At 59.7% G+C, this 17,860-nt stretch carries 17 protein-coding genes; 7 read left to right on the top strand and 10 right to left on the bottom strand.

Annotated elements, in window-relative coordinates; genetic code table 11:
• Positions 1-67 precede the first annotated feature (67 nt).
• The 4 genes from rlmD to JFU58_RS27640 form a co-directional block, all read right to left on the bottom strand.
• A complete protein-coding gene (rlmD, locus tag JFU58_RS27625; RefSeq protein WP_063032454.1) occupies positions 68-1,420 on the bottom strand; it encodes a 23S rRNA (uracil(1939)-C(5))-methyltransferase RlmD in 1,353 nt (450 codons plus the stop codon).
• The gene (gene cysM, locus JFU58_RS27630) at positions 1,420-2,322 is read right to left on the bottom strand and encodes a cysteine synthase CysM (protein WP_017479132.1); all 903 of its coding nucleotides are present in this window, start codon (positions 2,320-2,322) and stop codon (positions 1,420-1,422) included. Before cysM ends, rlmD begins: the two co-directional genes overlap by 1 nt.
• A gap of 100 nt (positions 2,323-2,422) precedes the next feature.
• On the bottom strand, positions 2,423-3,019 hold the full coding sequence (locus JFU58_RS27635; protein WP_201142824.1) for a tRNA-uridine aminocarboxypropyltransferase: 597 nt from the start codon (positions 3,017-3,019) through the stop codon (positions 2,423-2,425).
• 5 nt (positions 3,020-3,024) lie between these two features.
• On the bottom strand, positions 3,025-3,918 hold the full coding sequence (locus JFU58_RS27640; RefSeq protein ID WP_003210734.1) for a LysR family transcriptional regulator: 894 nt from the start codon (positions 3,916-3,918) through the stop codon (positions 3,025-3,027).
• A 157-nt stretch (positions 3,919-4,075) separates the two neighbouring features.
• On the opposite strand from JFU58_RS27640, the gene speB reads away from it, so the two are divergent.
• From speB to JFU58_RS27660, 4 genes are all read left to right on the top strand, one after another.
• Complete coding sequence (gene speB, locus JFU58_RS27645) at positions 4,076-5,026, top strand: agmatinase (RefSeq protein WP_003210733.1); 951 nt, start codon at positions 4,076-4,078, stop codon at positions 5,024-5,026.
• Complete coding sequence (locus JFU58_RS27650) at positions 5,026-5,451, top strand: YybH family protein (RefSeq protein ID WP_093200570.1); 426 nt, start codon at positions 5,026-5,028, stop codon at positions 5,449-5,451. Before speB ends, JFU58_RS27650 begins: the two co-directional genes overlap by 1 nt.
• A 21-nt stretch (positions 5,452-5,472) precedes the next feature.
• On the top strand, positions 5,473-6,978 hold the full coding sequence (locus JFU58_RS27655; RefSeq protein ID WP_063032458.1) for a purine-cytosine permease family protein: 1,506 nt from the start codon (positions 5,473-5,475) through the stop codon (positions 6,976-6,978).
• A 111-nt stretch (positions 6,979-7,089) separates the two neighbouring features.
• Positions 7,090-8,472 carry a sodium:solute symporter gene (locus JFU58_RS27660; RefSeq protein ID WP_063032460.1) on the top strand — a complete coding sequence of 461 codons (1,383 nt, stop codon included), beginning with the start codon at positions 7,090-7,092 and terminating at the stop codon, positions 8,470-8,472.
• A gap of 62 nt (positions 8,473-8,534) precedes the next feature.
• Here JFU58_RS27660 and JFU58_RS27665 read toward each other — a convergent pair whose 3' ends face one another.
• The 3 genes from JFU58_RS27665 to ptrR all read right to left on the bottom strand — a co-directional run bounded on the left by JFU58_RS27665 (position 8,535) and on the right by ptrR (position 12,227).
• Positions 8,535-10,634: an FAD-dependent oxidoreductase gene (locus JFU58_RS27665; protein WP_201142884.1), complete on the bottom strand. Its 2,100-nt coding sequence runs from the start codon at positions 10,632-10,634 to the stop codon at positions 8,535-8,537.
• A gap of 439 nt (positions 10,635-11,073) precedes the next feature.
• The gene (locus tag JFU58_RS32455) at positions 11,074-11,196 is read right to left on the bottom strand and encodes a PA1414 family protein (protein WP_003210728.1); all 123 of its coding nucleotides are present in this window, start codon (positions 11,194-11,196) and stop codon (positions 11,074-11,076) included.
• Between the two features lie 137 nt (positions 11,197-11,333).
• A complete protein-coding gene (gene ptrR, locus JFU58_RS27670) occupies positions 11,334-12,227 on the bottom strand; it encodes a putrescine utilization regulator PtrR (protein WP_003210727.1) in 894 nt (297 codons plus the stop codon).
• Positions 12,228-12,331: 104 nt separating this feature from the next.
• Between ptrR and JFU58_RS27675 the strand changes: the two genes are divergently transcribed.
• Complete coding sequence (locus JFU58_RS27675; RefSeq protein WP_201142825.1) at positions 12,332-13,540, top strand: MFS transporter; 1,209 nt, start codon at positions 12,332-12,334, stop codon at positions 13,538-13,540.
• Here JFU58_RS27675 and JFU58_RS27680 read toward each other — a convergent pair.
• The 3 genes from JFU58_RS27680 to JFU58_RS27690 all read right to left on the bottom strand — a co-directional run bounded on the left by JFU58_RS27680 (position 13,452) and on the right by JFU58_RS27690 (position 16,414).
• The gene (locus JFU58_RS27680; protein WP_201142826.1) at positions 13,452-14,894 is read right to left on the bottom strand and encodes an NCS1 family nucleobase:cation symporter-1; all 1,443 of its coding nucleotides are present in this window, start codon (positions 14,892-14,894) and stop codon (positions 13,452-13,454) included. The two genes, JFU58_RS27675 and JFU58_RS27680, sit on opposite strands and share 89 nt — an antisense overlap.
• 221 nt (positions 14,895-15,115) lie before the next feature.
• On the bottom strand, positions 15,116-15,523 hold the full coding sequence (locus tag JFU58_RS27685) for a DUF2177 family protein (RefSeq protein WP_201142827.1): 408 nt from the start codon (positions 15,521-15,523) through the stop codon (positions 15,116-15,118).
• Between the two features lie 54 nt (positions 15,524-15,577).
• Positions 15,578-16,414: a CvfB family protein gene (locus JFU58_RS27690; RefSeq protein ID WP_017479141.1), complete on the bottom strand. Its 837-nt coding sequence runs from the start codon at positions 16,412-16,414 to the stop codon at positions 15,578-15,580.
• A 324-nt stretch (positions 16,415-16,738) separates the two neighbouring features.
• Here JFU58_RS27690 and JFU58_RS27695 point away from each other — a divergent pair, with 324 nt between their 5' ends.
• Both JFU58_RS27695 and JFU58_RS27700 read left to right on the top strand, forming a co-directional pair.
• Entirely contained in the window at positions 16,739-16,918 is a 180-nt protein-coding gene (locus tag JFU58_RS27695; protein WP_003210722.1) for a hypothetical protein, read from the top strand.
• Between the two features lie 207 nt (positions 16,919-17,125).
• Positions 17,126-17,851: a TorF family putative porin gene (locus tag JFU58_RS27700; protein WP_201142828.1), complete on the top strand. Its 726-nt coding sequence runs from the start codon at positions 17,126-17,128 to the stop codon at positions 17,849-17,851.
• Positions 17,852-17,860 lie beyond the last annotated feature (9 nt).

Genomic DNA, 17,860 nt, shown 5'->3' on the forward strand with positions numbered 1-17,860 from the left:
GCTTGTGCACGCTCCCTGGCAGGTCACAGGCCCAGGAGATGCAGGCCAGTCGGATTAAACGGGCATCCTAGCCCGCTTCAAATAACGCCATGGCCTCGACATGGGCCGTCTGGGGAAACATGTCGAGGATCCCGGCACGTTTTAGCCGGTAGCCTTGCTTGACCAACTCGACCGTGTCCCGCGCCAGCGTTGCCGGATTGCAGGACACATACACCAGGCGATCAGCCCCCAGGGTAGCGAGCTTGCGCACAACCTCCAGGGCACCATCGCGGGGTGGGTCCAAGAGTACCGCAGAAAAGCCCTGTTTGGCCCACTCCGCGTCGGTCAAAGGCTGAGACAAATCGGCCTGAAAAAACTGCACATTATGCAAATTATTGCTGACGGCATTGTGTGCCGCCCGGTCCACCATGGCCTGCACGCCTTCCACCGCCACCACTTCCCGCACTTGGCGGGCCAGCGGCAAGGCGAAGTTGCCCAACCCACAAAACAAATCCAGCACCCGCTCGTCGGGCTTTGGCGCCAGCCATTCCAGGGCCTGGGCGACCATCGCCTCGTTGACCCCGGCGTTGACCTGCACAAAGTCTCCCGGGCGGTACGCCAACTGCAGATCCCACTGTTCCAGACGATAGCCCAAGGCCTGGTCCGGTTCGAAGGGTTGCGGCTGACCCTCTCCATGCAGCCACAATTGCGCTTCATGAAAAGTACAAAATTCCTGCAGGATCGTCAGGTCCGCTTCGGACAAGGGCGCCATGTGTCGCAACAACACGGCGATCGACGACCCGCTGAACAACTCCACATGCCCCAACGCCTGAGGTTTGCTCAAGCGCCGCAACATGTTTGGCAACCGCTGCATGATCGGTTGCAAGGCCTGTACCAGCACCGGGCAATCGTCGATGGCGACGATGTCCTGGCTGGCCACGGCGCGAAAGCCGACTTCAAGTTTCTTCGCCTTGGCATCCCAGCGCACGGCCACGCGGGCACGGCGGCGATAGCCGAATTCCGGCCCGCTCAAAGGCGCGGCCCACTCTTGGGGTTCGACACCGGCCACGCGGGATAATTGCTCGGCGAGCATGCGCTGTTTCAGGGCGAGCTGTTCGTCATGGGGCAGGTGTTGCAGGCTGCAACCGCCGCAACGGCCGGCGTGTACACAGGGTGCCGGACGGCGCAGTTCGCTGGCGGTAAATACGCGCTCGGTGCGAGCCTCGACCACTTTGCCGTGGGCGCCCAACACCCGCGCTTCCACCTCTTCGCCGGCCAGCGCCCCCACCACAAACCAGGTGCGGCCTTCAAAGAACACGATGCCACGTCCGTCATTGGCCAGGCGTTCGATGGTCAGGCGCTGCTTCTTGCCTACAGGAATCTGCGGGGCGCGGCTGCCGCCCGTCGGTTGGAAGCGCAGGCCTCTCTCGTGCTTGGCCATCAGTTGGGCGCGTCGAAAATGCCGGTCGACAGGTAACGGTCGCCACGGTCACAGATGATCGCGACGATCACCGCGTTTTCCAACTCCTGGGACAAGCGCAACATCCCGGCCACGGCACCACCGGACGACACGCCGCAGAAGATACCTTCTTCACGGGCCAGACGGCGGGTGGTGTCTTCGGCTTCACGCTGGGCCATGTCGATGATGCGATCAACCCGAGCGGCGTTGTAGATCTTCGGCAAATACTCTTCGGGCCAACGACGGATCCCCGGGATCGCCGAGCCTTCCATCGGTTGCAGGCCGACGATCTGGATCTCGGGATTCTGCTCCTTGAGGTAGCGCGAGTTGCCCATGATGGTGCCGGTGGTGCCCATCGAACTCACGAAGTGAGTGATGGTGCCCTGGGTCTGGCGCCAGATTTCCGGGCCGGTGGTGGTGTAGTGCGCCTCGGGGTTGTCGCCGTTGGCGAACTGGTCCAGCACCAGGCCACGGCCTTCGGCAGCCATACGCTCGGCGAGGTCGCGAGCACCTTCCATGCCTTCTTCCTGGGTGACCAGGATCAACTCGGCGCCATAGGCGGTCATCGCTGCCTTGCGCTCGGCGCTGCCGTTGTCGGGCATGATCAGGACCATCTTGTAGCCCTTGATCGCCGCAGCCATGGCCAGGGCAATCCCGGTATTACCGGAGGTGGCTTCGATCAGGGTGTCGCCGGGCTTGATCTGCCCACGCAACTCGGCGCGGGTGATCATCGACAACGCCGGGCGGTCCTTCACCGAGCCGGCCGGGTTGTTCCCTTCAAGCTTGAGCAACAAGGTATTGCTGGTGTTGCCCGGCAGGCGCTGCAAGCGGACCAGCGGGGTGTTGCCGACGCAATCGGCGATGGTGGGGTACTGCAAGGTCATGGCGTATTCGCAATCCAGACTGCGGGGGCGACCATCATACCGGGAAAGACTGGCGGGCCATATCACGCAAAGTGTGGTGCTTATCGCGTAATGGAATAAGTCAGGTGGGGCCGTGGTTTCTCTGGAACACTTCATCGCCCATCGCGGCAATCTGTCCTTCGATCAATGCCTCAAACGGTTTCAGCAGCGGCGCAAATGACGTGGGCGCTTCGAGCACCTGCAACGCCTGCACGATGGCCTCCACCGTCGACAATGCCCCGGGCCCCGGCGCCTTGCGCAGCCGATAGCGGGACACAGCGCCTTCCGCCAGCGTCACTCTTGGCAATGCTGCCAACAAAGGATTGAGGTGCAACAACTTGCGTGCCTTGCGCCAGGTGCCGTCCGGCACCACCAGCAGCAACGGTTCGTCGGATGGCGTGTAGGCCTGCAACGGTTGCGCATCCTCGGCAGGAAACAACAGCCGCGCCTGATAACCCGGCGGATTCAACAACGCCTGCAAATCTTCAAATACCTCGCCCACTACCAACTGCGCATTCACCAACCCCAGCGCCGCCAACCTCGCTGTGTTCAAGGCGTGATTCACCTCGCTCGGATGCTGCAACAGTAACACTCGAGTGCGGCTATCCAGCCGGGGAATCAGCGGGCACAGGCAATGAGTGGTGGGCCGCAGGCAGCGGGGGCATTGGGGTCTGGACATGGTTTTCAGGCCTGGTTGAGCTGGGCTTTAAGTAAATCGCGGAAGGTCTGGATCAATGGTTCGCGGCTGCGGCCCCGGCGCATGATCATCGAGAACGGCGCCTGGTAGCCAAAGGTCGCCGGCAGCAGCACCCGCAAATCCCCCTTGTCGGCCCAGGCCTGGGCGTAGTGTTCCGGCAGGTAGCCGATGTAGGCGCCGGACAGCACCAGGATCAGTTGCGCCTCCATACTTTCGACCGTGGCGGCGCTGTGCTTGAAGCCGTGGCGCGCGAGTTCGGCCTGGCTCCAATAACCACGACCGACCATGCGTTGCTGGGTGATCACTTGCTCCGGGATGCGCCGCTCGTTGAACAGCGGGTGACGGGTGCTGCAATACAGCCAGTGCTGTTCGCGGTACAGCGGCATGTAGATCAGCCCGCTCATGCGGTTGGAGAAGGCACCGATGGCCAGGTCCAGGCGATTGTCCTGTACCCCCAGCTGCAATTCGTAAGGGCTCATCACGGACAAGTGCAGATGCACCGCCGGGTGTTCCTGGCTGTAGGCACCGATGACTTCGGCAAACGGCAAGGCTTTGTCGCTGACGGTGGAGTCGAGCACACCGAGTTTCAGAGTGCCGCGCAACTCGCCTTTCAGCGCAGCGGCGTATTGCTCGAAGCCTTCCAGCTCGCCCAGCAGGCGCAGGGTTTCCTGATGGAACAATTCGCCCTTGCTGGTCAGGCTGAACCCGCCCCGGCCGCGATGACACAGCACCAGACCCAACGCGGCTTCCAATTGGCTCATGTAAGTGCTGATGGCCGAGGTCGACAGGTTGAGTTCGTGCTGGGCATTGGCGAAACCCTGGTGCCGCACGACGCTGACGAAGATGCGCAGGAGTTTCAGGTCGGGCAAGGCGTTGGCCATGGGCTCTCCAGAAGCAAACATAAAACCTGTGGGAGCCGAGTTTACCTCAGGCATTAGTTTAGAAAAATCTGAACTAAGTATTTGCCCCTGCCGATTCTTCCCTTCCCGTGCATTTCGCAGAATCGGCCTCTAATAAACACAACGATGAGGCAATCCCGTGGACAAGATTTTCCACCAACCACTGGGCGGCAACGAAATGCCGCGCTTCGCCGGCATCGCCACCATGATGCGTCTTCCCCATCTGCAATCGGCCAAGGGCCTGGATGCCGCCTTTGTCGGCGTGCCCTTGGACATCGGCACCTCCCTGCGTGCCGGCACCCGTTTCGGGCCGCGGGAAATCCGCGCTGAATCGGTGATGATCCGCCCTTACAACATGGCCACCGGCGCCGCGCCGTTTGACTCGCTGTCGGTTGCCGATATCGGCGACGTGGCGATCAACACCTTCAACCTGCTGGACGCCGTGCGCATCATTGAAGAAGCCTACGACGAGATCCTCGAACACAACGTGATCCCGATGACCCTGGGTGGCGACCACACCATCACCCTGCCGATCCTGCGGGCGATCCACAAGAAACACGGCAAGGTCGGGCTGGTGCACATTGATGCCCACGCCGACGTCAACGACCATATGTTCGGCGAGAAAATCGCCCACGGCACCACCTTCCGCCGCGCCGTGGAAGAAGGCTTGCTGGATTGCGACCGCGTGGTGCAAATCGGCCTGCGCGCCCAGGGCTACACCGCCGAAGACTTCAACTGGAGCCGCAAACAGGGCTTCCGTGTGGTCCAGGCCGAAGAATGCTGGCACCACTCCCTGGCCCCCTTGATGGCTGAAGTGCGCGAGAAAGTCGGCGGCGGCCCGGTGTACCTGAGCTTCGACATCGACGGCATCGACCCGGCCTGGGCGCCTGGCACCGGCACCCCGGAAATCGGTGGCTTGACCACGATCCAGGCGATTGAAATCATCCGTGGCTGCCAAGGCCTGGATCTGATTGGTTGCGATCTGGTAGAAGTTTCGCCGCCGTACGACACCACCGGCAACACCTCGCTGCTCGGCGCCAACCTGCTGTACGAAATGCTCTGCGTACTGCCGGGCGTGGCGCACCGCTGATGAGCGCGCAGGCCGAGGTATTAAAAGCCGCGGCCGACCTGGTGTCGGCCTTCGCCCGCAATGATCGCGATGCCTATTTCGGTGCGTTCAGTGCCGACGCCAGCTTCGTGTTCTACACCCTCCCCCAGCCGCTGCTGAGTCGCGATGCCTATCAGGTGTTGTGGGACAGCTGGCGCCGGGACGAGGGATTTGAGGTGCTGTCCTGCACCTCAAGCAACGCTTTCGTCAGCCTGCAAGGTGACGTCGCGGTATTTGTGCATGACGTGGCCACCGAGCTGCGCATGAACGGGGAGCAATTCTTTAGCCAGGAACGCGAGACCATTGTCTTCAAGCGACAAGGGGATCGCACACAACAAAAAGAAGGCCTGTGGCTGGCCTGTCACGAACATTTATCCGCTATGCCGGAAGGGCTGCCGCCCCATTAGCCAATGTGATCGGAGCAGATCATGAATAATAAAAACAACGAAAACAGTATTCGCAACATAGAAACCAACGGCGTCGAACAGATCCCGGACCACGAACGTACCGCCGGGCCGAAGGATTTGTTTCGCCTGATTTTCGGCGGTGCCAACACCTTCGCCACCGCCGTGCTGGGGAGCTTTCCGGTGCTGTTTGGCCTGTCGTTCCAGGCCGGCGTCTGGGCGATTGTGCTGGGCGTGCTGGTGGGTGCGGTGATCCTCGCGCCCATGGGCCTGTTCGGCCCGCTCAATGGCACCAACAATGCCGTGTCTTCCGGTGCGCACTTTGGCGTGCACGGGCGGATTGTCGGCTCGTTCCTGTCGCTGCTGACCGCTATCGCGTTCTTCTCACTGTCGGTGTGGAGTTCAGGCGATGCGCTGGTGGGCGGTGCGAAACGTCTGGTGGGCTTGCCGGAAACCGACCTGACCCTGGGCCTGGCCTACGGCGTGTTCGCCATCCTCGTACTGACGGTGTGTATCTACGGCTTTCGCTTCATGCTGTGGGTCAACCGCATTGCAGTATGGGCGGCGAGCCTGCTGTTCCTGCTGGGCATCTTCGCCTTCGCCCCCGCTTTCGACAGCCACTTCGCCGGCACCGTTGCCCTCGGCCAGACCGGTTTCTGGGCGGCGTTTATCGGTGCGGCACTGGTGGCCATGAGCAACCCGATTTCCTTCGGCGCATTCCTCGGTGACTGGTCGCGCTACATCCCGCGGGAAACCTCGAAGATGCGGATCATGCTGGCGGTGGTGTTCGCGCAGATCGCAACCCTGATCCCGTTCCTGTTCGGCCTGGCCACCGCGACCATCGTGGCGGTCAAGGCACCGGACTACATCGCGGCCAACAACTACGTCGGCGGCCTGCTGGCTGTAGCACCCAGCTGGTTTTTCCTGCCGGTGTGCCTGATCGCGGTGATCGGCGGCATGTCCACCGGCACCACCTCGCTGTATGGCACCGGGCTGGACATGTCCAGCGTGTTCCCGCGCCTGCTGTCCCGGGTCAAGGCGACGCTGCTGATCGGGGTGATGTCGATTGCCTTCATCTTTATCGGACGTTTCGCCGCCAACCTGGTGCAGAGCGTGTCGACCTTCGCCGTGCTGATCATCACCTGCACCACGCCGTGGATGGTGATGATGATCATCGGCCTGATCGTGCGCCGGGGCTATTACTGCCCGGACGACCTGCAAGTATTCACCCGCGGTGAAACCGGCGGGCGCTACTGGTTCAGCCACGGCTGGAACTGGCGCGGCCTGGGGGCCTGGATTCCGAGTGCACTGGTGGGTCTGTGCTTCGTCAACCTGCCGGGACAGTTTGTCGGGCCGCTGGGCAACCTCGCCGATGGCATCGACATCAGCTTGCCGGTGACGCTTGGCCTTGCCTCGCTGGTGTACCTGACGTTGCTTCGCCTGTTCCCTGAACCGGCTTCCGTTTACGGGCCGACTGTGGCGAGGGAGCTTGCTCCCGTTCGACTGCGCAGCAGTCGTGAGGCCGCCTGATGAATTGCCTGGAATGGATTGGGGCTGCTGCGCAGCCCAGCGGGAGCAAGCTCCCTCGCCACACAGCCCCCTTTAGCCCCACATAAAAAAGATAATCGGAGACCCGCCGTCATGGCTTTAGATCTATTCGTCGTCCTCATCTACGCCGCCGGCATGCTGGTGCTCGGCTACTACGGCATGCGCCGCGCCAAGACCCATGAAGATTACCTGGTGGCCGGCCGCAACCTCGGCCCGACGCTGTACATGGGTACCATGGCCGCCACGGTGTTGGGCGGTGCGTCCACCGTCGGCACCGTACGCTTGGGCTATGTCCATGGCATTTCCGGTTTCTGGCTATGCGCCGCGCTGGGTGCCGGGATCATTGCGCTGAACCTGTTCCTGGCCAAGCCGCTGCTGAAGCTGAAAATCTTCACCGTGACCCAGGTCCTGGAAAAACGCTACAACCCCATGGCCCGCCAGGCCAGCGCAGTGATCATGCTGGCCTACGCGCTGATGATCGGCGTGACCTCGATCCTCGCCATAGGCACCGTGCTGCAAGTGCTGTTTGACCTGCCGTTCTGGATTTCGGTATTGGTGGGCGGTGGTGTGGTGGTGGTTTACTCGACCATCGGCGGCATGTGGTCGCTGACCCTGACCGACATCGTGCAGTTCGTGATCAAGACCGTCGGCCTGATGTTTATCCTGCTGCCAATCTGCCTGTACCGCGTCGGCGGCTGGGATGAATTGGTGGCCAAGCTGCCCGCGTCGAATTTCAGCTTCACTGAAATCGGCTGGGACACCATCATCACCTACTTCATGATCTACTTCTTCGGCATCCTGATCGGCCAGGACATCTGGCAACGTGTGTTCACCGCCCGTGACGAAAAGGTCGCCAAGTACGCAGGTACATTCGCCGGTTTCTACTGCATCCTTTACGGCCTGGCCTGTGCGCTGATCGGCATGGCCGCCCATGTACTGATCCCGGACCTGGACAACGTCAACAACGCATTTGCCGCCATCGTCAAAGTCTCGTTGCCGGACGGTATCCGCGGCCTGGTGATCGCCGCCGCACTGGCCGCGATGATGTCCACCGCCAGTGCCGGCTTGCTCGCCGCGTCCACCGTATTGACCGAAGACCTGCTGCCGCGCCTGCGGGGCGGTAAACAGTCGAGCCTGAAGATCAACCGCCTGTTTACCTTGCTGACGGGCATTGCCGTGCTGGGCATCGCATTGGTGGTGAGCGATGTGATCAGCGCGCTGACCCTGGCTTACAACCTGTTGGTGGGCGGTATGTTGATCCCGCTGATCGGCGCGATTTTCTGGAAACGTGCGACGACGTCCGGAGCGATCACCTCCATGACCCTGGGCTTTGTGACCGCACTGGTGTTCATGATTAAGGATGGGTTGGATGCCAACACGCCGATCTACTACAGCCTGGGTGTGGGTCTTGTGAGTTTTGTGGTGGTGAGTTTGCTGTCCCGTCGTCCGGAGGCCGTAGCCGCTCGGGCGATCTGAAAAAACATTTGAAAGAAGCTTTCTTCAGCGGGTGCGACGTCGGATGTCGCACCCGTTTTTTTTTATTCCCACATTGCCGAAACCGCCGGCGCTCTGGCCTGGATGACTTCCTGGACCAAAGAGGCCCATACCAATCCCTGTGTGGTGCCCCCGGCATAAGTTGCCCCCGCGACAATGCGGTTGTAGGCAGACCAATGAACGATTGAAAGTCCATCTGCGGTGCCGGGCCTGGCACATTCGATAAGCTGCAAGTCGCCACGTTCGATCGCCCTGGCGTAGGACTGTGGAAAGTGCCGAGAAACAGCAGCCAGGCACGCCGCCCGTATCTGCTCCTTGTACTGCGGCGTCGAGTCGGGCGGAACCTGCCCGCCTGAGACAAGAATGCAGTCCCCGTCCAACCGGCAATTCATGACGCCGATTGGCAGATCGTACTGCAGCTTGAGTCCGCGCATTTCGACACCTTCATTACCAACAGCGCGAAGCTTGAAAAACCAGCCAATGATCGCAACTACCTCTGGCTCCTCTACCCCCATGGCGGTGACGACGAAGTGCTCTCTACTCAGATCAGCAATTTGGACCGGGCTTAGGCGCTGGGGCAGGAACTGAACCCCGGAGCGCTGCAAAAGCGACGCCATCTCCTCCATAAGATGGCTGAACTCCAGATCGTAGCCCGACACCTCAATCGCCCGACAGACCCCAGGGACGCCATACGTTGCCTGGAATTGCAGTTGACCGATCTCTGCAAGTTCACGTCCCGGCTTGCCACTCGGCCAAGGCCTGTTTTCGATATCACGTTGCTCGCTGATCGCGGCCTCTACGCCACTGGCGCCGTCCACATAGGCGCGTACGATCCGCGACCGCGCGAATCGCGCCAACGACGGGTTGTCGGCCAGGAGCTTTTCAAGCAGCTCGATGCCTGCTCGATTGCACTCAACGGCCAAGTACTGATTTCCGGGAGTCAGATAATCGTTATGCAGCGGCTTTGCAGTCGTCTCCGTTGCTGACAGATGATGCATGTTCACCTGCTTGTGACTGGCGCCATCGCGCTCCTGATTTCCTCCGTAAACCATGACCTGATAATTCGCCAGGCGGAACATCACAGCCTGGAGCAGGCCGTTGATACCTCTGCCGATGATCGAAACGCGCGGCGCACCGGCATCGGCCTGCTGAGAGGGGATCGTCAATGAGTGTGCAAGCTTGCGCCTGACAAGGCCGCGTAAGGCCATCAAGCTCAGTTGCACAGAGACCGCATAGTCGAGGTCGCAATGGCAGGCTTCGGTGGTGGCCGCCTGTGTCGTCAGCGTCGCCGGCTTGCGCCACGTGGAGACACAGCAGCCGAGCGCTTGTGCGCGCATCCGAAACGCATCCAATGTCCGGGGGCCGTAGTCCAATACCAGCTGGATGTCTTCAGCCATTGCCAGGGTCTGCAAAGCATCATCACTAAAGACATCCGGCTTGGAGACACAGACCAGGCGAGCTTGTCTGTGCAGACGTTGAATGAGGGTCCGATCAATGCGATGCGCGGATTCATCATTCAAGGACACGCATATGGCGACCGCATAGGCACCCTCCAGCGCCTCGAGCCAGTCTGCGGCAAATGAAACTCTATAATCGGAAGAGGCTTTCCCGATATTGCCCGCTACTCCATCACGTCGATCCAACACGTTGATCCGAACACCCGGATCTTGATCAAGTAGTAACTCAACAAGCTCTTTCCCTACATTGCCGTATCCCAGCACACAGATATCACGGGGCATGGAGCCATCCGCCAGTGTCAACCAGTGCGCTATATAGGCGGCGACATGCGGCGCGTTAATGCCTGGTGTATTGATTACTTGAATATCGTTGGACTCGCAAAGATCAAGACGCACCTTATCCAGACTCGCACCACGACGGACCAAGTGGAGGTTTCCAAATGGATGAGATATACGCCATTGGCCGATGACGTCGGCATCGATAACTTGGTCCGCGACAATGATCGTTGATGGCCGCAGAAGTCCAATCTGTATAAGCAGAGCTTGCTTGGTTAATGTCGGAGGGAAAAACACTACGTTGCTGGGTGCGTCAGCCTTCCAGCCTCTCGACGCAGGTGCGATATGCAAAATATTTTCGGTGGTGGCGATAAGTGAAGCGGCGACTGGCGGAACGGAAGAGACCATCATAGTTTTGTCTCCAACAATTCTGACTGACTCATGCCCCGGAGAGCGGAATTCAATAAAGTTGGGGGTTTGTAGAACTACAAACGATACAAATCTTTTCGTGATGAAACTCAACCTACGCTTATCTTTAGAATCCAATAAGCCAGTCAACTCTGATAAACAGGTAGTCCACTTCCGACGCTTAACGCCGAAGTCTGATTGACGCTTACAAGTTCGGACGACTTATCCGTATCACCGCGGCGTGATTAAACAAAATCCTTGAAGGGTTTCTGAAAGCAGGCGCTTTTGAGAAACTCACCAACCCGCAGAAACGAAAACGTCCGGCCAAGGCCAGACGAAGAATAGAAGTACACAGGGACAGGTCATGATCAATCATGACTTCAATACGTGGGAAGACCACCTGACCGCGCCCAAACAAACGTGCTTGAGCGCTTTCCAGGACTTACCTGCGACGTGGGCGACGCTGCTCGTCATCGGTGCGGATTGGCACCGGTTGCAGCGGTGGCTCGATCAAGCCGAGTGCGACGCCGAGGTCGTGCAGCCAGTTTTGCAGTTTCTCTTTCATGGTGCCCCCTTGGGGTAATGCCGAGCGGCTGGAATTCTGTGGCCGCTTCCTACAGATAGTAGTCTTAAGTCCTACGCATTGCTTGAACGAAACCACAACGAACTATTACTGAATTGATCAAAATCCTGACGGATCGTTCAAGCGATCGCTCTGGTTTCGGTTTCCGGTAGCACCTTGCCCTCTTGTTGCAGATCAATCCACGCATTGAGGTTAGCGCCGAGCATGCCCTTGCGCCACATTAACCAAGTGGTGGCGCTGGCAAATGGCTCCGCCAACGGATGAATGGACACGCTGTCCTTGCCCGGCAAGCTGTCGAGCATTGATTCCGACATCAGCGCCACCCCGGATCCGGCGATCACACAGGCCAGCATGCCCTGGTAGGACTCGATCTCGATAGCCCGGCCCATAGCCACGCGGTCGTGGGAAAACCAGGCTTCCAGGCGCGCCCGGTAGGAACAACTGCGTCGGAAAGTGAACACCGAGCGGCCGGCAACATCCTGCGGCCCACGCACGGGCGGGTGATCCGCCTCGCAGATCAGCAGCAGGCGCTCTTCGCACAGCGGCACGCCATCGAGGGTGGCGAGGGTCAACGGCCCGTCCACCAGCGCGGCGTCCAGGCGCCCGGTGATCAATCCTTCCAGCAGTTCACCACTGGGGGCCGACTGCACCTGCAGGTTCACCATCGGATAAGCCTTGTGGTAACGCGCCAGCAGCTTGGGCAAATGAATCGCCGCCGTGCTGTACATACTGCCGAGCACAAAGTCGCCGGCCGGTTGCCCGCCCTGCACCGCGCCATGGGCTTCGTCATGCAGGGCCAGCAGGCGCGCGCTGTAGTCCAGCAATACTTTGCCTGCGGGAGAAAGCTGCAAACGCTGACGCTCGCGCACGAACAGTTCGACGCCGAGCTGTTCTTCCATTTGTTTAAGCCGGGTCGACAAGTTGGACGGCACCCGGTGCAAACGCTCGGCGGCACGGGTGATGGAGCCCTCCTCGGCCACGGCCTGGAAAATCCGCAATTGACTAAACTCCATCACCTTTCTCCAAAACTGAACAAGTTACTCACTATTATTCATTTTTACAGAAAGTCAATCCGCTTTAGCCTGATGATCACTCGCTGCTCCCAGGAAAAAACATCATGTCACCGCTGATCCGCTTACTAGCCAGCTTTATCGCCTTGATGATGGCCATGGGCATTGGCCGCTTCGCACTCACCCCGCAAATGCCGCATTTGCTCAGCGAAGGCCAGATCGACCTGACCGGCGCTGGCCTGATTGCGGCGGCCAACTACCTGGGCTATTTCGTCGGCGCGGTGGATTCGATATTCGCCCGCAGCCATCACCATGTACGCGGACGTTTGTACGGTGGGCTGTGGTTATGTGTGCTGCTGACCCTAGCGTCGTACTGGGCCCATGGGTTCTGGCCGCATCTGCTGTTGCGCTTCGGTACCGGCGTGGCGAGCGCCTGGGCGTTGGTGATGATCACTAGCCTCAGCCAGCCACTGGCCATTGCCGCCGGGCGCCCACGCTTGGGTGCACTGGTATTTGCCGGGCCGGGGCTGGGGATTCTGTTGACCGGGCTGCTGGCGCTGGGCTCCAACCTGCTGGGGCAAGATTCTGCGACCTTGTGGCTGGTGTATGGCGTGGTCGCGCTGGTCATGCTGCTGGCAATCCTGCCGTTCCTGCCCAAGCCTTCCGCCACCAGCTCCCCCGTTGCCAGCCACACCGACGTGGCCAGCAACGGCAGCATCACTCACCTGTGCTGGATCTACGTGTTGTATGGCCTTGGCTACATCATCCCGGCGACGTTCCTGTCACAGATGGCCAGCGCGCAATTCAAAGGCGCCTGGCAGGCGGACCTGTTCTGGCCCTGCTTTGGCCTGGCTGCTGCGATTGGCGTGGTGGTCGCGAGCTTGCGCCGCAAGGACCCGCACACCACCCGTCGCTGGCTGATGACCACCCTTTGGCTGCAAGCGGCCGGGGTGTTTGCCTGCCTGCTGGGCAACGGTTGGGGCCTGGCGCTGGGAGTGTTGCTGTGCGGCGGGCCATTCCTGGCGTGCATGCAACTGGTGATGGCGCGCTTGCGTGAGGTCGCCCCCCACGGCTACCAGCGCAGCACCGGGTTGCTGACCGCCAGCTTTGCAATCGGCCAATTGAGCGGGCCGTTGCTGGCGTCGGTGAGCAGCCACCTCAGCGGTGGCCTGCAACCGGCGCTGGTGGTCGCCGGCGCCGGTTTGTTAGTGGCCGGATCGGTACTGGTCAGCCGGCAATCACCGGCACAGGTGCGCGAACCTGTTCACGCCGCGCCAGCACCAGGAAAAACAGCCCACCCAGGAAGCAGCCGGTAAACCACGCAAAGTTGGCCATGCCCTGCAGCGCCGGGGTAAAGGTTATTGCGACGCCCACCAGCGTCGCGGGCACCAGTGCCTTGACCGCCGTCCAGTTCACGCCACCGTCAAAGTAGTAGCGCCCGCTCGGGCTGTCATCGAACAGCGCGTCCACATCGATCTTCTGCTTTTTGATCAGATAGAAATCCACCAGCAGAATCCCGAACAACGGCCCGATAAACGCGGCGAGGATGTCGAGGGTGTAATGGATCATCAACGGGTTGTTGAACAGGTTCCATGGAGTGATGAAGATCGACGCCACCGCCGCAATCATCCCACCGGCACGCCAGCTGATTTTGCTCGGTGCCATGTTGGCAAAATCAAAGGCCGGCGAGACGAAGTTGGCGACGATGTTGATGCCGATGGTCGCGGTAACGAAGGCGAACGCCCCCAGCAGCACGGCCATGTCATTGTCAATGCGCGAAACGGTAGCGATTGGGTCGTGGAGCATTTCACCGAACACCGGCAAGGTGCCCGAGACGATCACCACGGTGACCAGGGAGAACGCCAGGAAATTTACCGGAAGGCCCCAGAAGTTGCCGCGACGCACGTCCTTCATCGTCCGGCAGTAGCGGCTGAAATCACCGAAATTCAGGGTTGGCCCGGAGAAGTACGACACCACCAAGGCGGTCGCCACGATGATTTGGCCAAACGCCTGCCAGCCTGACAGGGACTTTTCCGCCAGGGTGAAATTGATATTCGCCCAGCCCGCCTTCCAGACTATCCAGCCGGCCAGGGCAAACATCACCGCATAGACGATGGGACCCGCCCAGTCGATGAAACGACGGATGGATTCCATACCGGCCCAGAACACCAGCGCCTGGAGCGTCCACAGGCTGAGGAAACCAAACCAGCCCAGGTACGACAGACCGGCAAAATGCGGCTCTGCGTATACCGCCATCTGTGGGAAAAAGCGCAGCACCACAATGATCAGTGCGCTGGACGCCAGGTACGTCTGGATCCCGTACCAGGCCACCGCGATCAAGCCGCGAATCACTGCCGGGATGTTCGCCCCAAAAACCCCAAAGGCCAGCCGGCAGATCACCGGGTAAGGCACCGCCGCCTGTTGGCTCGGCTTGGCCACCAGGTTGGCGATCAATTGCACAATGCAAATCCCGGCGAGCAAGGCAATCAACACTTGCCAACTGGCCAGCCCCAGGGCGAAGAGGCTGGCGGCGAATACGTAGCCGCCGACGCTGTGCACGTCGCTCATCCAGAAGGCGAAGATGTTGTACCAGTTCCATTTTTGCGGCAGCGGCCCCAAGTCCTGATTGTACAGGCGCGGGCTGTAGCCTTTGGGCAATTGTTCGGTCATCGCAGGGCTCCTCGTAAATACCGGCCTGGCACCCGCGACGGGAGTGCGTACGGGAGGCGGCATCGTTTGTATACGAGTTGATGAGCAGAATGCGTGCCAATGAATTAAAACTCGGCACAATCCCTCTGGAACAACGGTCTTCAGAAGGTTACACAATGGAGCAGGGATAATTAGACGGTGCAGGCTCGCTCAGGGATGGTGCAGACCAATCCTGTACACAATCAATTGTGCACCCTGCGTGCACATTGATAGCCGACGGTGCAGCAAACGGCGCTGAGGAAGGTACCCCACGCAATATCCATGACGGCTAGCCCGGCGGACCAGCCCTGCAAAGTCGCCCAATTGCTCAGGTCATAAGTGCCATAAGCCACCAACCCCAGGAATGCGCCCAGCCGCGCGGCACGCTGCCAGCCGCCGCTCGCCAAAGCCGGAAGGACGACAAACACCACACAACCGAATACGTAAAGGAGATAGAACGCCACGGCCGGGAACAGGCGCGGCTGGTCGAGCATCAGTGGGCCGAGCAGCGCTTTGTAGGTCGGCCCCATCAGGACGCCGAGCCAAAGACCGTCGAGGATCAGAAAAGCAAGCAAGGTGCCGAGGTAGGCGAAGAGTGTTTTCCTGGACATCCTGGCGGGCCTTTTGTAGGAGCGAACGTGCTCCTACAAAAGAGCAAACCCGGATCAGCTTAGTTCAATGCGATCCGCATGGATCACGATGTGACCCTGTTTGTAGAGGGCACCGATGGCCTTCTTGAAGTTGCCTTTGCTGACACCGAACAAACTGCTGATCACTGCCGGATCGCTTTTATCGCTGACCGGCAAGGTGCCGTTGTTGTCACGCAGCTTGGCGAGGATCTTCGAGTTCAGGCTGGAGGCCGCTTCTTCACCGACCGGCTGCAGGCTCAGGCTGATATTGCCATCGGCGCGGATTTCCTTGATGAAGCCTTTCTCTTCCTTGCCCGGGCGCAGGAACTTGAACACTTCGTTCTTGTGGATCAGGCCCCAGTGCTTGTTGTTGATAATGGCCTTGAAGCCCATGTCGGTGGCCTCGGCCACCAACAAATCAACTTCCTGGCCGACCTTGTAGGTGGCCGGGGTCTTGTCCAGGTAGCGGTCAAGGCGCGCAGTGGCGGTGATGCGCTTGGTGTGTTTGTCGAGGTAGACATGCACCACGCAATATTCACCCGCGGTCAGCTGGCGCTTTTCTTCGGAGTAAGGCAGCAGCAAATCCTTCGGCAGGCCCCAATCGAGGAATACACCGATGCTGTTGACTTCAACCACTTTCAGACTGGCAAATTCACCCACCTGTACTTTTGGTTTTTCGGTGGTCGCGATAAGTTTGTCATCGCTGTCCAGATAAATGAAAACGTTGAGCCAGTCTTCATCTTCACTGGGAATATCTTTGGGGATATAACGGTTGGGCAAGAGGATTTCGCCCTCTTGATCACCATCCAGGTACAAACCAAAGTTAGTGTGTTTAACCACTTGCAAGCTGTTGTAGCGCCCGACTAAAGCCATCTCAAATACCCTCATTGCGTGGGCGGCATTCTACCCGAGTTGACGGCGGCGGTCCCGTGTAGCGGCGTACAGCCCTGAAAAATCATGGGTTTGCCGGACGGCGCTCCGCTCGTCAGATCATCAGCCTGAATTCTGCAGGCGCCCCGGGCATGTTTTCTTGCTCGGTTTCGATTTAAAACAGCAAGTTAGGTGACTATTTCAATCATTCATTGCAGACAATTCATAAGCCCGCGGTATATTTCAGGGGGATATTTGCCAAGCAATTGTCAAGCATTTCATGTACGATGCATGGCCAAGTTAATTTTCTACAGGTTAGTGGCCGCCATGCGCGTAAAAGCATCCAACAGCAAAGCAAAGCCAGCTCCCGCCGTTGAAACCAGCGAATCGATCAACAGCCAAATCGCTGCATTCCTCAAGCAGGGCGGCGAAATCCAGCAAATTGCCAAAGGCGTAAGCGGCCAGACTTTCGGCCCGTCCAAGCAGATCACCCTGGGTAAAAAGTAATACTGGCGCATCACACCTGGTCCCTAAGCGCTTTGCCTTTCAAGGCGCTAGGACTAGAGCCCGCAACACCCTCTGATCCACCCCCTTTTACACCAATCGACGAACGGGCTTCATCTGCGAACCATCGCCGGTATGCTTGCACACGTCTAGATCGGGCATTTGCCTGATATTTCCCGTTACTGCTCCTCGCTTTTCATGGAGTGAAGCATGCTCAAATCCTGCATTTTCCTGGCCGGTGCCCTGTTGGCCTGCCCCCTTGCCGAAGCGCAGGTTTTCCAGCGTGAATTGGGTGATTTCGACCTGAAATTGGGCACGACACCCAGCCGAAGCATGGCCCAAGGCCTGGTAAAACCCACCGCACCCGGGAGCGACTCGTTCCACGGCGGCCTGGACCTGAGCCACGGCAGCGGCCTGTACCTCGGCCAATTCTCACCGAGTATGGGGATTTCCCCTACCAGCAATCTGGAAGTCGATTCCTACCTGGGCTTCAAGCGCCCTTTTGACCAGACCCTGGGCTACGAACTGGGGATGATTCACTACAGCTATCCCAAGCTGAGCCCCCTCGACAGCCAGGAGTTCTACGGCGGCCTGACCGTGCTGGGCAACCGCTTCGGCGCCTCCTTCAGCAACGACCCGGACCGCCAGGACAGCACCTTGTTTGCCGACCTCGGCGGCACCAAGCCTTTCGGCATCGGCGTCAGCATGAAGTACACCACCCACCAACTGGGCACTCCGGTCTCAGTCGCCGATGGCAGCTCCATCCGCAGTTTCAGCGATTGGTCAGTGCAATTCTCCCGGCCGTGGATGGGCGTCGACCTGAACCTGATCTACAGCGACTCCAGCCTCAGCGGCGGCGATTGCTCGGCCTACTCCGGACACAACTCGCAATGCGACGGACTATTGACCCTGAAAGCAGAGCGGGCGTTTTATTGATGGGCTGAA

This window comes from Pseudomonas sp. TH34 (assembly GCF_016650865.1).
GTDB classification, from domain to species: domain Bacteria; phylum Pseudomonadota; class Gammaproteobacteria; order Pseudomonadales; family Pseudomonadaceae; genus Aquipseudomonas; species Aquipseudomonas yamanorum.